The sequence below is a fragment of the Aetokthonos hydrillicola CCALA 1050 genome, assembly GCF_017591665.1.
Classification (GTDB): Bacteria; Cyanobacteriota; Cyanobacteriia; order Cyanobacteriales; family Nostocaceae; genus Aetokthonos; species Aetokthonos hydrillicola.
In genome coordinates, this window is the sequence record NZ_JAAKGC010000050.1 from 40,076 (window position 1) to 55,527 (window position 15,452).

General features: G+C 39.6%; 11 protein-coding genes. 4 read left to right on the forward strand and 7 right to left on the reverse strand.

The features are described 5' to 3' along the window. Positions 1–88 precede the first annotated feature (88 nt). From G4P69_RS22645 to G4P69_RS22670, 6 genes are all read right to left on the reverse strand, one after another. Positions 89–3,229, reverse strand: a complete 3,141-nt coding sequence (locus G4P69_RS22645; RefSeq protein WP_208345090.1) for a chemotaxis protein CheA — start codon at positions 3,227–3,229, stop codon at positions 89–91. Between the two features lie 17 nt (positions 3,230–3,246). Continuing rightward, positions 3,247–3,612 carry a four helix bundle protein gene (locus G4P69_RS22650; protein ID WP_208345089.1) on the reverse strand — a complete coding sequence of 122 codons (366 nt, stop codon included), beginning with the start codon at positions 3,610–3,612 and terminating at the stop codon, positions 3,247–3,249. A 46-nt stretch (positions 3,613–3,658) separates the two neighbouring features. Then, positions 3,659–6,403, reverse strand: coding sequence for a GAF domain-containing protein (locus tag G4P69_RS22655; RefSeq protein ID WP_208351300.1), 2,745 nt, complete (start codon positions 6,401–6,403; stop codon positions 3,659–3,661). A gap of 209 nt (positions 6,404–6,612) precedes the next feature. Beyond that, complete coding sequence (locus G4P69_RS22660; protein WP_208345087.1) at positions 6,613–7,095, reverse strand: chemotaxis protein CheW; 483 nt, start codon at positions 7,093–7,095, stop codon at positions 6,613–6,615. A gap of 105 nt (positions 7,096–7,200) precedes the next feature. Then, entirely contained in the window at positions 7,201–7,563 is a 363-nt protein-coding gene (locus G4P69_RS22665; protein WP_208351308.1) for a response regulator transcription factor, read from the reverse strand. A 180-nt stretch (positions 7,564–7,743) separates the two neighbouring features. Continuing rightward, the gene (locus G4P69_RS22670) at positions 7,744–8,931 is read right to left on the reverse strand and encodes a response regulator (RefSeq protein WP_208351314.1); all 1,188 of its coding nucleotides are present in this window, start codon (positions 8,929–8,931) and stop codon (positions 7,744–7,746) included. Positions 8,932–9,140: 209 nt separating this feature from the next. On the opposite strand from G4P69_RS22670, the gene G4P69_RS22675 reads away from it, so the two are divergent. Next, complete coding sequence (locus tag G4P69_RS22675; RefSeq protein ID WP_208345322.1) at positions 9,141–10,406, forward strand: flavin monoamine oxidase family protein; 1,266 nt, start codon at positions 9,141–9,143, stop codon at positions 10,404–10,406. Positions 10,407–10,916: 510 nt separating this feature from the next. Here the strand turns inward: G4P69_RS22675 and G4P69_RS22685 are convergent. Beyond that, complete coding sequence (locus G4P69_RS22685) at positions 10,917–11,372, reverse strand: EVE domain-containing protein (protein WP_279605461.1); 456 nt, start codon at positions 11,370–11,372, stop codon at positions 10,917–10,919. A gap of 296 nt (positions 11,373–11,668) precedes the next feature. Between G4P69_RS22685 and G4P69_RS22690 the strand changes: the two genes are divergently transcribed. From G4P69_RS22690 to G4P69_RS22700, 3 genes are all read left to right on the forward strand, one after another. Beyond that, entirely contained in the window at positions 11,669–12,526 is an 858-nt protein-coding gene (locus G4P69_RS22690; protein WP_208345320.1) for an inositol monophosphatase family protein, read from the forward strand. Positions 12,527–12,579: 53 nt separating this feature from the next. Continuing rightward, positions 12,580–13,425, forward strand: coding sequence for a pirin family protein (locus tag G4P69_RS22695; protein WP_208351317.1), 846 nt, complete (start codon positions 12,580–12,582; stop codon positions 13,423–13,425). A gap of 114 nt (positions 13,426–13,539) precedes the next feature. After that, a partial coding sequence (locus tag G4P69_RS22700; protein ID WP_208351320.1) for a GTPase family protein occupies positions 13,540–15,452 on the forward strand: 1,913 nt, incomplete at its 3' end.

Here is a 15,452-nt window from a genome sequence, read left to right on the forward strand (position 1 = left end):
GACTCAGAGGCGATCGCTTACGCTTTGTATCTCAACATATTTTACAGTTTTTGAGAAATCACAATTTATAAGAATAAAACTGGCAAAATCAGCGCTGTAGTGATTCCTGAGATTCTGTCGATGAGACAAGTAATGGTTGTTTATTAAATAAATAGGATGTTGATAACATATTGATGTTATTTCCCACGGGTATTTCTATAGAGTCAATCAATACAGCGGTATCAACCACCAAAATAAGGGTACCATTCGCTAAACTGCTGCAACCATAGACATATTTTGGAGATGCGAGCGCATTTCCCAATGGTCTGATAACTAATTCTTGTTCTCCTATAATTTGGTCAACTTCTAAACCCACAAATTCTTGATTGCGGCGCACCAGAAGCACAGGTGGAATCTTTTTTCCTACTTCATCCAGTGTTGTGGAATAATTTTGAATATGATGACTGTAAAAAGAACTGTTATAGTAGATTAAGTTTGATAGTTTACGCAGGCTCACCATACGTTCATCTTTGCCTGTGTTCCAATGTAAAACTCTCTTGCCTTCAAATTCTTTGATTTGCTCAGAGTCAGGAAGCAAAATTTTGACAAGACTATCCAATAGTAAGGCATAAACGGTTCCGCCTGCTTGGACAAGCATTAATTTATCAGTTGTCATAGAAAAAGGAATTTTGAGTATAAATGTAGTTCCCTGCTGGGGTACAGATTTCACGGTGACTTTACCTTGGAGTGCTTGCAACTGAGAACGCACAATATCTAAGCCTATACCGCGTCCAGAAATTTCGCTAACTTTAGCAGCAGTAGAAAATCCTGGTTCAAATAAAACCTCTAACAGTTGGGATTCTGTTGAAGAAGAAAGATAGCCGTTTGCGTTATCGGCACCTGATATAAGATTCAGTTGTATGGCTTGGCGGTAAATTTTCTCGAAGTTTAACCCTTGACCATCGTCTCTAACTTCTATTACAGTTTGATTACCTTGATGATACGCGCTGATTTCGATTAAACCTTGTTCAGGTTTACCAAGGTTGCTCCGAACTTCAGGTGATTCTATACCGTGGTCAAATGCATTGCGGACTAAATGCAACAATGGATCATGTAACTTTTCTGCGATCGCTTTATCTATAAGTACATTTGTACCATTTAATTTCATTTCTACACGTTTGCCATAGACATTTGCCAGATTGTGTACCATCTGTGGAAAGCGATTTAAGATATTTGATAAAGGTAACATCCTCGCGTTGACTAAATTATCGATTATATTCAGCAACAAAGCATGTTTTTTTTCGCCAGTCTGAGTAGATTGCTGAAGAAGTAAAGAGAGGGATTCTGTAGTTTCTTGTAATTGCAGTATCTCATCCAGTGCTTGGTGTAATGTTAGATGAAATTCTGTGTATTGATCCATTTCGAGAGGCTCAAAATTCACCGCTCCAAAATTTTGTCTATCTTGTGAGCCAAAATTTTGTTGTTGTGGTGGTAGATCTCGCAATCGATTTAAAGTTGTTTGGCTTCTATAAATTTGCTGGACTAATTGCTCTACTATTTCTTTTAGATGTTGATCCTGCAAACTCCGCCGCTTTTGATAAGTCAGCAACTCTCCTGTTAGATAGTTAAGGCGTTCTAGTTCTGCTACATCAACCCGCACAAATTGATGTTGTCGATTCTTGTGAGCTTGCTCTGAATTATTTTCAGCTTCTCTTGAAGAAATATTTTCTTGTTTATCAGAATTATCTGATACTATCTCAGCTTTAACAGATATAGTTTGATTATCTACAGCTAAATTATGACTTTTTTCTTCTGATTCTCGAAGAACTGTTATAGCTTCAGTTGAACGGTCTGTGGTGATTTCTCCTCCCCATATTGCATCTAAGCTTGTATCTATAGGTTCATTAGGTTCATTGGCATTAGATGAAGGAGTTTCTTTGATAATTAATAGGTTTTGTAATTTTGGTCTATCAAGCCAATTTTTCTCGTGAGAGGCAATAGGAGGAAGTTTTTGATACTCTCTTGTTAATTCTGAAATTTGTTTTTGCAAAGTTTGTGTAATCGAGTTTTCATGATTATTGTATTTAAATTGAGCAACTAATGAAAGAGTTGCTATGATTAAGCGTTTTCTACAAATACAAAGACTTTCACTATCTTGTTTTTCCTCTATAAATTCAATAAATTCCTTCAACCAATCTTGAATAAAATTTAATTTATTTTCTATTTCTCGTGAATTCTCAGAATCTATATCAGGAATAATTTGAGATAAACTCAAATCTTTATAAGCTATTCCAAGCCTATGATTGAACCAACCTAAAGTATAACGAATAATCTTGAGATTAGAATTAATGATTTTTGATTTTAAGGGTTCTTTTTTGCCTCCATATATCTGAGTTAAAAATTTGCAAAATTGAGAGATTTCATTTTGGAGGGTAGAGGGTTGATCTACATGCGTGACAACATTAGTAAAATTTTGTAAAGCGAGTGAAGGTTTTCCACCAGATTGGCGATCGCCTGCTAATATAACTTCTCGTCCTTGAACAAAGTCAGCTAATGCGATTTCTGCAATTTGATGTACATGGGCTGGGTTAGCTTGTAGCGCAGTCAGAGTCGTTTGAGCGATCGCACCAAATCCAGGTAAATTCAAAGATTCTGCTAAGCCGATAAACACCTCAAGCTGAGAACGTAAAAAACTATCTAGTTCAGCAGTATTCTGCTGAGTTTTGATTTCTAGATCAATACTTTCTAAGCGTTGCTTAACTCCCATTTCAAAGACTGATTGCACAATATCAAAACCCAATTCTATAGAAGTGGGAATATAAGTATCAGTACCAAAAGCATCACCTAATTTTTCTTGCAACTGTGCAAATATGGAAGCTGCTCGTTGTTTAACGTCTTCTTGATTAATAGAAACAGAACATGACGAAAGTTCTGATGTTAAGGGGAGACGCAGACACTCGTAAGCTTCAATTAGTAATGCTTGTAGCTCGCTATCAATGACCAAGTCTGGGTTATAAAGAGCCTTAAAAGCATCTTCTAAAGAATGAGCAATCGATTGAATCAATTCTAGTCCTACATTAGCGGCTCCTCCTTTAATTGTATGAGTTGCCCGCATTAAGTTATGCACCTTGGCAGTGCTATAAGCTTCTGATAAATTGAATAATTCTTGCTCAATAGCTTGTAATAATTCTGGGGCTTCGGCTAGAAAATAAAGATAGCCTTGTTCGCGAATTGAAGTGTCAGTAATCATAAGTAAGAACTCAGGAGTCAGGAGTCAGGAGTCAGAATGGAATTAGCATAGCTTGTTAGTAATCTACTGACTTCCTCAAGTTGAAGCATTAGTTCTGATGTACCACCATATTTAAGATCGTTAGAAAGAATTAAATAGTAACGACATTCTTCTAATGAGCCTTGTGCAATGTTCATAAGTCTTACTTTATCTGCTACTCCTTTCTTTTTGAATCCTTCAGCTATATTTGCAGCAATCGAAATTGTTGCCCGTCTAAATTGAGATGTAAGTCCATAAATTTCTGTCTTAGGAAAATGACTTGTAAATTCATAAACAGATAATACAAACTGATGAGCTTTTTGCCAAACTATCAGATCTTGAAATGTTCTAGCTGGTTGTCTCATTTATTCTGACTCCTGACTTCTGACTCCTGTATTCTTGCATTTCAGCTTAGTTCACTTTGAATTGGCTTGCACTTGTCAGTAGATTTTGTGCCATTTCTGATAATTCTTGGAAAACAGCAGCAATTTTGTCAAATTCAGTAGAAGTTTCGTCAGATATTTTAGCCACATCCTGCATAGAATTCGTAACCAATACAGATTGAGACATCTGTACTTGAGTAGAATTGCTAATTTGCTGAATGAGGTTGCTAATTTCAGCAGTTGAAGTCACAATTGCATTCAAATTTTGGCGAGTTTCATTCACCATATTTGTACCTTCTACTACCTGCTGAATCCCTGTTTCCATCGCAACTGCAACTTCTCCAGTTTCAGTTTGAATTTCTTGGACTAATTTCTCTATTTCTACAGTCGCTGCTGCTGATTGACGAGACAAAGAACGCACCTCATCAGCTACAACTGCAAAGCCTTTACCATATTCACCAGCACGGGTTGCTTCAATAGCAGCGTTCAAAGCGAGTACGTTGGTTTGGGTAGCAAAATTACTGATGAGATTGATAACTTTCGAGATTTTTTGTGAGGATTCACTGAGTCGTTTGATCTTTTTACTAGTTTGAGCTACGGTTTCTCGAATTGTCTGAATTGCTTCTACAGTTCGATCCATCGCTGCATCTCCTGACTCAATGGTTTTGTTTGCTTGGCGTACGGCGGCTTGTACTAGCTCGGCGTTAGCTACAACATTTTCAGTTGATTCCTCCATACGTCGAATTTCGTTTAAAGCTGAGGTAACTTGTTGAGATTGTCGCTGTGCTAACTTTGCGAGATCTTCTAGCGAAGCATCACTACTGCTAGAAGTTTGCGCTACTTGTTGAGAAGCTGTTTGCAGTTGGGTGACAATTTTACGGAGTGATTGTAGAGTGTTGTTATATGCATCAGCAATTGTACCCAATATGTCTTCTGTTACCGGCGCACGTACTGTCAAATCTCCATCAAGTGCAGGTCTAACTGATGCTAGCAACTGAATTGCTTCTTGTTCAAGTAACTCTTTGGCTGCTTTTTCTCGTTGAGATACTGTTACTAGTTGTGCTGACTTTGCTTCTAGTTGCTGTAGATATTCCGCCTGCTGTAAGGCTAGACCAAATTGCGTACCAATCTGAGCCAGCAAGTTGACTTCCCAACTGTGCCAGTGACGAGAACTCTTGTTCTGATAAGCTGCTAGTAATCCCCACAGTTTTTGACCAGCAAATACAGGAACGATAATATAAGCCTTGACTTCAAACTCTTCTAAGCGGTCAAGATGGCAGCGAGTATGATTTACTTGGTAAATGTCATCAACAGTAAAGGTTTCACCTTTAGCATAGCGTCCACCTTGAGTTTCTTGTAGATAAGTATCTTCCCAAACAGTTTTTATATCAGGTGCTACCAGTCGCAGCCAACCGCTAGCAACAGATTCAGCAACAAATTCGCCGCTCCAGTCAGAATTGAAGCGAAAGACAGCGACGCGATCGCATTGCAGCAAGTGTCGTATTTCTTGAGTCGTTATTTTAAAAATGGCATTTATATCTAAAGACTCACGGATACGATTAACCACTTTTGTTAAAGCTTTCTCTTGTTCTGCTATTTGGCTTAATTGCTCAGATTTGATCTGCAGTTGTTGTAGATATTCTGCCTGATATACGGCTATACCAAACTGATTGCTAATCTTAGTCAATAACCTAACTTCTGAATTTTGCCATTGGCGAGAACGTGAGTTTTGATAGGCTGCTAGCAAACCCCATAGTTTTTGTTTGACAAATATGGGAGCAATTACGTAAGCTTTAGCCTCGAACTGCTCTAGAAGTTCGATATGGCAAGGGGTATAATTTGCTTGATAAATGTCATGAACGACAGAAGTTTCATGGTTACGATAGCGTCCACCTTGGGTTTGTTGCAAGTGAGTATCTTCCCAAATAGTTTTAACGTCGGGTTCTACCAATTGCACCCAACCACCAGCGACGGATTCAGCGACAAACTCCCCACTCCAGTCTGGGTTAAAGCGATAGATTGCAACGCGATCGCACTGCAGCAATTGACGTATTTCTTGAGTCGTTATCTTAAAAAGATAATCAACTTCCGTTGACAGTCGAATTTTGTCGATAAGTTTTGCTATTGATTGCTGTTCTTGTTCTTGCTCTTCAAGTACTGCACGAAATTGAGATCCTTGTAAAGCTTGAGAGAGTTCACAAGCAACTTGAGATAATAATATGATTTCCTCCTCCAACCACTGACGAGCTTCAGAGCAATTGATTACTACAAGTAAACCCCATACATCAGTGTTGGATTTACTGGAGGAAGTTAAGAATTTATCAGTTCTTAGTAAAATTGGTATACTTAGAGTAGCTTTGATTTGGAACTTATCAAGCAATTGTGATTGATAGGGAGTAAATTTTGCAGTACTAATATCGTCAAAGCTTACGACTTGCTGTTCTAAATAGTCTTCTCTTTTCTCGAATCCGAATATTGTAGTCGCAATAGTTTCACCTACAGCCGGTGTCCAGCCTACGGTTCTAGATTCTGCTACGACAGTACCCGAAGATGGTGAACTGAAGCAATATATGAGCGCGCGATCGCTGCCAATTTTTTCTCGAACTTCTGTGACTGTTGTTTGGAATAGTGTATCTATATCTGGGGATTGGTGTATAACTTTGCTAATAGCGCTCCACTGCTGTCGCAGTCTTTTTAATTGTTGTTGAACTGTATTATCTATTTGCAGATCATGATGTCCATTTTTTTCAGTGGATTTATACAAACTTACCATAATACCTACCTTATTAAAGTATTAAATATTTAACTTGCAATACCAGAGTTCCCCCAATACTGCACGGGTTTTGCCAAAAACTTAAATTTAATGTAGGTTGGGTTGAGGAACGAAACCCAACATTTATAAGGGTTTGTTGGGTAACGCTTATGCGCTCTACCCAACCTACCATTTTCCAAAACCCCGTGCAGTATTGAGAGTTCCCCTTGTTATGAATTGTGGATTACCAACAAAGAGGATTGAAAAATTTCACTAGTATCCAATGCGAGTACCATTTCTTGCGAATCGTTAATAAAGTATCCTTGTATAATACGAGATACTTGTGAATTAAATAACGCATGGTCAGGTGGATTTATATGTGTAGTATCCAGCAATTCAATATCAAGCAACTTATGCACTATTAATCCTAAATATTTATCTTGTTTTTCTACAACAACTGCCATAGTTGTAGCTCCTGAGCTTCTAGCGACAAATGTTGGTTGATAACCAAACATTTCATCTAAATCAACTAACCAAAGCATCTCGCTGCGCCAGTTGTAGATACCCAATACACAAGAATGCATTTGAGGAACACGACATATTTCACCCAAAGATATGGGCAAAACTTCTGTAATTTGCTCCAATGGAATTACAGCTGTGTCTTTTTCACCTAACTGAAAACTTAAAAATTTTTGTTTTGTTATCGATACCATACAAATTTTGGCTTTTGGAAATTAGAGATGCATGATAAAAAGGAGTCATTTGATAAAATACTAATTCCTCCATCTTGGTTATCCCTGAACTGGATAGATTTATATCTATTTAATTATTTGGTTTAATGTACTAATTAACTCTGTTTGATTTATGGGTTTAGAAAGATATGCATCCGCTCCCAACATCTTCCCCCACATTTTATCAGCATCACTATTTTTAGTGGAACAAATAACTATAGGTATTTTGCTAGTTTGAGGATTTTTCTTCAATTCTCTGCACATCTCAAACCCACTTTGACCAGGTAAAATTACATCCAAAAATATCACATTAGGCTTGTTTTTTTGTAATTTTTCTTCAGCTTCTTCACCACTCTTAGCGCTAATTACAAAATAGCCTGCTTGTTGCAAGTACTGACTGATAATCTCTCGATCTGCCAAACCATCTTCTACCACTAAAACAGTGTTCATGGTAAGTACCCACCCTTTAATTTCAATAATGAGAAATCACATCCGTAAAGAAGCCAGTAAAGATGTAAATTTTTCTTGGTATCTAATTTTGCTTGATTGCTTATAGAATCCGTGAGAGTGAAACCACGTATAATTGGAAGAGTTTATCGCTTTCGGAAAGGGAGTTCTACTTTGTCGGTTTCAAGTCACGCATACCTGAAGATTAGCCGTAGTTGGTTCTTTCTTAAGGTGCTTGTTGACTGTTGCGATGACTTTATCAGCAACCACAGGCTTGCTTAAAAAGTCTGTAGCACCAACGATCTTAGCCCGAACTCTATCAACAAGTCCATCACTACCAGTTAAAATAACTATAGGTGTGTTGGCAAGTAGAGAAATTCTTCGCAACTGGGCGCAGACTTCGTAACCATTGGCGATAGGCATAATCAAATCCAGAAATATTAGATCTGGCTTACGTTCAATAAGTATTGGTATTGCTTGTACAGAATCTTGAATACCTATAAACCTCAACCCTTGTGAAGTAAGAATCTTTTTTAAAATTTCATTTGTTTGAGGACTATCATCTACACAAGCTATTAATGAACCAGTTTCGATAACTGCTTTATCTAGCTTAGGCGCGGTTTGAGGGTGACTAAGTGGTAATGGTAAGTCAGCAACCTCTACCAATTCAATAATTCCTTTACGGATATAAGGTAGCAAAGAGCGACAGAGCACTAGTGAATCTTGCTTAACTCTAATGGCTAACTCTCGTAGAGTGTATTTGCCGTTGATTATATTCAAAAAGTTATTGTAAACTCTTTCACTTACTAATGCTTGGAGTTGTTCTGGCTTTCGCAAAACTGGTGCTAAGTTAGGAGAAATATTTGCTAAGCCTGCTTCAGCCCAATTCTTTAATGACTCGTACGTTTCTTTGAGAGATATATCTGCACTCGTGAAGCTAATTGCTGTATCTAAAATAACTTCATGATTGCGCTCGCAGCTAATAGAAGTAGAATTTGCTTGTTGAATTAGGTCAAACAATAGTTCTAATATTGTATGCTCAGCAGTAATATTAATTTGTTCCCGGCTGATTTGTTTGTCGTGATGTAATTTCCTCAATAGTTGATAATCCCAATGTTGAATTGTTAAGTCTGAGTTACATAACTTAATATTTTCAAGAGATATATGGGGGCAAAACTGCTCTAGATGTCTACGTAACCGTCGAAAAGTGTGACTCCCTCCTGTTGCCCAAACAATGCGACCTAAGCGATAATAAAAGCTCCAATCTCCTTTTGGTGTTTTTATGTCTAGTGTCCCATTAAATTGGACTCGACAACAGGTTTTAAATTCATCAATAAGGTTATTATAATTCAAAAATTCAGAGGTATTCATTCTTTGTTCCTCTAACTAAAAATATAAATTAATGCTATATATTAACCATCTCTGATTTTGAATGTGCCGAGGAATACTACTGAACTATATGATTTACCCATATCTTACGCTTTACCGTAGAAATCCGTAGGGGATCAAAAGGCTTGTGTTGAACAGGGTGTAGGGTGTAGGGTGTAGGGTGTAGGGAAAACGTAGGATAATGATCAGCCATGAGCAAACGAGTAATTGTAGTTGGCGCTGGTTTGGCAGGATTGACGGCGGCTTATGAACTCACTCGTGCTGGCTTTGATGTGCAAGTGTTTGAGGCTCGCGAGCAAGTTGGAGGGCGAGTCAAAACAGCCTCTTTAGGAACACAACAGCATGGTGAACTAGGTGCAGAGTTTGTCGATGATAACCATACAGCATTAATATCCTATGCCACTCAATTCAACCTCAAGCTTGAACCTGCCTATAAGTATCCAGATAACCTCTGCTATTACATTGATGGCAAATTCTATACTCAAAAGACGCTGAGTACTCAACAGCGAGCTTCCTTTAATGATTTGTATTACCAGTTGGACAAATTATTTGAGCAGAAAGCTGATCCTGCTGAAACGTTAGCCGAGTGGCTGAATATACACTCAGCTTCTCCCTTTGCTAGCAAAGTTATCTGTCAGCAATCCTATGGATTGTATGCTGCTGATCCGGAGTCGATAGGAGTTGGTTTCTTTACTTACAGCGCTACTTCCGGCGATCGCAATTTGCGAATTGGCGGTGGTAGTAGTCAACTGGCGATCGCGTTTGCTCACTTTTTAGGTGAGCGCATTCATCTAAACACGCCAGTCGTGAGGATTCAGCAGCAAGAACAAACCGTTGCTGCGAGTATAAAAACTATTCAGGGGCAGGTTGAAGCATTGAGTGACTGGATTATTGTCACAATTCCCTGGAGTGTCTTGCGAGATTTGCCCATAGAAGCTCCGCTTACACAGGTACAACGAGAAGCGATCGCTCAGTTACCTTATGGGGTATCTATTAAAACTTTACTTCAGTACCCCAACCGTTTTTGGCAGCAATCCAGTTTCGGGCTAGTTGTCGGAGATACACCTTATCAAACAATTTGGGAATCTACCTTAACTCAGGAAGGTGAAGCAGGAATTCTTGCTTGTACCAGTAGTGGAACACCAAGGCAAAATGTTGTAGGGCGTTCCATTGAGTTAGCGCAACAAACAGTATCCGGACTTTACCCGAATGCTCCGCAAGCGATCGCCACAGCAACTCATGACTGGGGTGCTGATCCTTGGGCGAAGGGAGCTTACTGCTACTTTGCTCCTCAAGATTTGAAAACTTGGCACTCTGACTTATCATACTCTGCTGGGCGAGTCATTTTTGCAGGAGAACATACTGCTCCTATTGAATATTGTGGCTATATGGAAGGAGCTATTCGCAGCGGACAACAAGCAGCAGAGCAAATATTGAGTCAAGTTGCTAGTTATTAGCTATAACCGATAGATTTAAGCGTACCTCAGTTGAGAGGGAAATCCTATAATTTAATGTTGTGGCTTAAAAACTTCAGAAATTAACATGGCAAATGATCCAGATTTATCATATTGAGCTATCAGTCTTCGGTACTCATGTTTTGTGAGCAGTTTACCAGCTACTATCTCAAATTCTGCTTTTTGAAAGCAACTACCACTAGCTGGTTGACAAATATTAACTAGCTGTGTTGTAGTCCCTTGTTAACTTTAGCACCTTTAGCATCACAGATTCCCCTAGCTGCACTTGCTGGCATTTTGATAGTAGTTAGTCTAGGGATGATTGAGTGGGAAGCCATTGGCTACTCTGAAGTTGAAAATACGTCTGATTCACATAGTAAGCAATCTTGAGGACAGTCGTGTTTTGTTATAGAGTCAGTGTAAGGATTCTTGCTTGAAACTCTTTTACAGCATCTAAAGATTGTCCAGTATTTTCTTGAGTTTAGCGAATTTTTAGCTACTAACACACGGTGCTTAATCAGTTTTCATAGCTAAAATTTTCTGAGCTACTGCTTCACTGACAGGCATCACTGATAACCGATTTCCTGTTCTAACAACTGTTAGTTCTTCTGGGCTAAATTTCTCTTTAAGCGTTGATAGTAAGATAGGTTTGTCAAACTTTTCAACAAACTCTGCTACAACTGTTTGCCAACGTGGTGATTCAAGGGTTGATTTTGGGTCATAGTATTTACTAGTTAGCTCAAATTGAGTTGGATCAGCAATACCTGTTTTTACTACGCGCATTAATCCCACAATACCAGGAAACTCTGTATTAGAGTGATAGAAAAAAGCTAAATCTCCAACCAGCATTTGACGAAGATAATTGCGAGCTTGGTAATTACGCACACCATCCCAGACAGTCTCACCCTGCTCTTGAAGGTTAGTTATACTGTAAACTTCTGGTTCTGATTTCATCAACCAATAATTCATGGGTAAAATATGAATGTACAAACTTTTTACTTTACCATCCAAATCTATTTTTAGAATATCTCAGTAGGATTTTATCGAAACATTTTCCCCAGGAAATAAATTTCTCCCACATTGCCGAGTCATTGTTAGTACGTAATTACCAGCGATCGCTAAGCGGAATTGAAGATTTTGGGTTTTACCTCTATGAAAGATAATACTTATTTACATTGAACTGGTATGATCGATACGTTCGTTATCTGTCATACGTCTAAGTTATTATTGTTCTTTGCTATTAGTTTTGTGGATCTACTAGTTAAATGTCAACAACACCAACCCCTCGTGTGATTCTAGAAACTTTGCTTCCACATCTAAAAGTGGCAGCGGGTTATGCCCGTCAAATTCAATCTCGTCTTACAGCACTTCCGGACAAAGCAGGTGGAGATAACGTTTTTGCAACTGCTTTAACTGATGCGGATCTTGCTATTCAAAATTTAGTAGAAGTGGTACTACTGGGAACTTTTCCCGAAATTCGGTTTTATGGGGAAGAACACGAACAATCTCGCAACACTAAATATTTTCGTTCTATTGAACTCGGTTCACATGATGATTACTTAGTCACACTTGATCCTATAGATGGGACGAGGTTTTATCTGGATGGACACTCGAATTATCAAATTATTCTTACTGTACTCAATACAGATGATTATGAAGCAGTGCTTGCTATCTCCCCTGCTGAAAACATTTATTTTTATGCTTTGAGAGGTGAAGGTGCTTTTAGTGGCTCGCTGGAGATGAATTTAAAAGATTGTACTCCTTTGCAAATAAAACCTCACGGCAAAAGAGTATTTTTGGGATTCAAAATGAGTCACTTAGCACCACCACTAAAAGGGCAATATGAAGTCATTAGTATAGATACCGATTACTCAAACAACTTCCAAACACCGAATCTCAACAATCTTCTTACTGGCGATTTTTGTGGAGCAGTGACAAGATCAGGTAACTTTATTGATGGTGGTGCCCTTGCTTTTCTAGCAAGAGAGGCTGGTTTTATTGTGACAACTCTAGAGGGTTATGACTTGCCACCGTTGCATACTTGTGTTGACTATAAGTTGCCTGGGCTCATAGTGGCTAACTCTAGGGAAGTTCATAAAGATTTACTTGCTGCTTTGACTTAAAGCACTCTCATTCTCGAAACTACGAAGCACTTCGATTTTGGACTATAAACATCATGGCTGCTCGACAAATTATTCGCATTGCTCAGGCACATCCTATGTCCCGCAATGATGCTTTTACAGCGTTTAGCATCAATGACCAAAACCTTGGATCTGACATTGATCCTTTCCTTCAGTTGGATCACTTCTTCATGAAACAGCCCACCTTTCCCGCCCATCCTCACGCCGGGTTTTCCGCTGTCACCTATTTGTTTGAAGATTCTGAAGGTTCATTTTTCAATCGAGATAGCCAGGGAGATTCTTCGCTGATTCATCCCGGCGATTTGCATTGGACTCAGGCAGGACGAGGTATCATCCACGAGGAAACTCCAACAAAACCTGGTCAGCTTTGTCATGGGGTACAGATATTCGTGAATTTGTCGGCTGCGAATAAGTTTACCTTTCCTCAAGCCTTTCATATTAATGCTGCAGACATTCCAATATTTTCAACTCCCGAACAGGGACGGGTGCGGGTTGTTGTAGGTAGTGCTTTTGGGTTATCTTCTCCCCTCACAGAGATTCTCACCCCAGTTACGCTGTTGGATGTGTCACTTTCTGCTCACACCACAATCATCCACGAGATTGATGCTGAGCAAAATGCTTTTGTGTTAGTGATTCAAGGACAGGGATCGTTTGGAGTACCAGGGCGATCGCTGCATGTTCACCAAGCAGGACTGTGTGAACGCACAAATTCTGGCTTACAGGTTCAAACAACTGATCAAAGCGTACAGTATCTATTATGTGCAGGTCTGCCTCTAAGTGAGCCAATATATGCTCAAGGTCCATTTGTCATGAATTCTGCTGAACAAATTCAGCAGGTTTATGCCGATTATAAGAGTGGTAAAATGGGGCATTTAGTTTAGCTATTATTGCTACATCCTAGCCCTTTCCTCGACCTGACAGCTTACTTTGAAAGTGTTACTAGCTGTAAGTGCTAAAAATAGTAAGAGAACTCTGATCCAGGGGAGTATGGGACAATGGTGCGCTTGAAATTATGGCAGTGGTTGGTGTTAGCAATACCCATTGCGACTATCGTGGGTTTCGTGGTAGTAGCAGCCGGGTTGCAGATTCACCAATGGGGGCTGAGTTGGATCTGGGGAGTATTTACTCTTATATTTGTTGCTTGGCAGTGGTTACTGGTGAGATGGACTCGCCCTGTAGTCAACCAAATAGAAGTTGTCATGGCGGATATCCGCTCGGAATTAGAATCTGCTATAGATAAATCAACGCCGCTACCAACTGGTAATGATGTTGCCAAGCGTGTAGAAACAGTCCTACAACAAAGCTTGCAAGAAACACAAAACTCTCCACCTATTTGGGAAGACTGGCAAAGTTTTTGGCAGCAATGTCAAAATCTGGTTGTTGCGATCGCGCACATCTACCATCCAGAAGTAAAGTATCCTCTGTTAAACATTTATGTTCCTCAAGCTTATATGCTAATTAGAGGAACGGTAGACGATTTGGATCGGTGGATGCAAAAGCTATCACCTGTTTTGAATCAGGTTACTGTGGGGCAGGTTTACCAAGCATACGAAGTTTACCGTAAGCTAGAACCATCCGCGCGTAAACTCTGGCGAGCATGGAACTGGGCACAGTGGCTATTAAACCCTGTTGTTGCAGTGGCTAAAGTTGCTAGTCAGCGCTACAAAGAGCAAGCAAATCAGCAGTTGCTAGTGAATTTGAGCCAGCAGATCCGAGAGGCTGCTTTAACAAACTTATGTAGGCAGGCGATCGCACTCTACAGTGGTAGTACACCACCAGTTTTAGATTCCTCGGTTTCCACACCAACCCTAGCCAAAGCAAAAACCCAAACCCTGCAAGAAATCTTAGCTCAAGCACAACCCGTTGAAGCAGTTGAGCAAAAATCTGTCAACATTATGCTTGTAGGTCGTACTGGTTCAGGAAAAAGTAGCTTAATTAACACACTGTTTCAGGCAGAAAAAGCCGCCGTCGATGTTTTGCCTAGTACAGATCAAATTCAGAATTACTTATGGCAAGCCGAAACCCACGAAACTCTTTCACTTTGCGACACTCCAGGCTATGAGCAAGTTAACCGTGCTGATTTACGGGAGACGGTACTTGACTATGCAACAAAGGCGGATCTGCTACTACTAGTCACCCCTGCTCTTGATCCTGCTCTTTTAATGGATGTAGAATTTCTCAAAGCTATGAAAGAAGCAGTTACAGATTTGCCTGTGATTGCTGTGGTTACACAGGTTGATCGTCTACGTCCTATACGCGAGTGGGCACCTCCTTACGATTGGCAATGGGGCGATCGCCCAAAGGAAGTTTCTATCCGTGAAGCTACTGAATACCGAATTGAGCAGCTAGGCGACTTTTGTGATTTTGTGGTACCTATTGTCACTGCTGACGTTAAAACTAATCGAGCCGCTTGGGGAGTGGAAGCTTTATCTTTGAGATTGATGGAAGCGATCGCACCTTCAAAACAGCTACGTCTTGCCCGCTTTTTACGTAACTTGGAAGCACGTTCAACTGCTGCGGCAAAGATCATTGATCATTATACTTTCCAGATGACGACAACGCAGGGACTAGCGGCACTGCTTAAAAATCCCATCCTCCAGTTCATTTCAACTTTATCAACAGGTTCGCCAAACCTAGCATATTTACTAGCAGAGAAAATTCCTGTAGAACAATTGCCTGTTGTTATTGGCAAACTCCAGATGGCGTACGAGATATTCTCATTATTAAGTGCAGAGAATATAAATAAGCTTAACTTTGATCTGCAATCTCTGTGGCCGTTGTTACTGGAAAACTCCTCTACACCTGATCGCAACGCTTGGGCATTTGGTCATGCTTTGATAGAGTTCTGGACTCAGAATTTGACAATCGAACAGCTACGGGAGCGGTTTGAGGCTTATCTTCAGTTGAA

What these genes read in the sequence shown, in the direction of transcription:
- G4P69_RS22645 (WP_208345090.1), bottom strand. Translation starts at nt 3,229, where the DNA reads ATGATTACTGACACTTCAATTCGCGAACAAGGCTATCTTTATTTTCTA.
- G4P69_RS22650 (WP_208345089.1), bottom strand. Translation starts at nt 3,612, where the DNA reads ATGAGACAACCAGCTAGAACATTTCAAGATCTGATAGTTTGGCAAAAA.
- G4P69_RS22655 (WP_208351300.1), bottom strand. Translation starts at nt 6,403, where the DNA reads ATGGTAAGTTTGTATAAATCCACTGAAAAAAATGGACATCATGATCTG.
- G4P69_RS22660 (WP_208345087.1), bottom strand. Translation starts at nt 7,095, where the DNA reads ATGGTATCGATAACAAAACAAAAATTTTTAAGTTTTCAGTTAGGTGAA.
- G4P69_RS22665 (WP_208351308.1), bottom strand. Translation starts at nt 7,563, where the DNA reads ATGAACACTGTTTTAGTGGTAGAAGATGGTTTGGCAGATCGAGAGATT.
- G4P69_RS22670 (WP_208351314.1), bottom strand. Translation starts at nt 8,931, where the DNA reads ATGAATACCTCTGAATTTTTGAATTATAATAACCTTATTGATGAATTT.
- G4P69_RS22675 (WP_208345322.1), top strand. Translation starts at nt 9,141, where the DNA reads ATGAGCAAACGAGTAATTGTAGTTGGCGCTGGTTTGGCAGGATTGACG.
- G4P69_RS22685 (WP_279605461.1), bottom strand. Translation starts at nt 11,372, where the DNA reads ATGAATTATTGGTTGATGAAATCAGAACCAGAAGTTTACAGTATAACT.
- G4P69_RS22690 (WP_208345320.1), top strand. Translation starts at nt 11,669, where the DNA reads ATGTCAACAACACCAACCCCTCGTGTGATTCTAGAAACTTTGCTTCCA.
- G4P69_RS22695 (WP_208351317.1), top strand. Translation starts at nt 12,580, where the DNA reads ATGGCTGCTCGACAAATTATTCGCATTGCTCAGGCACATCCTATGTCC.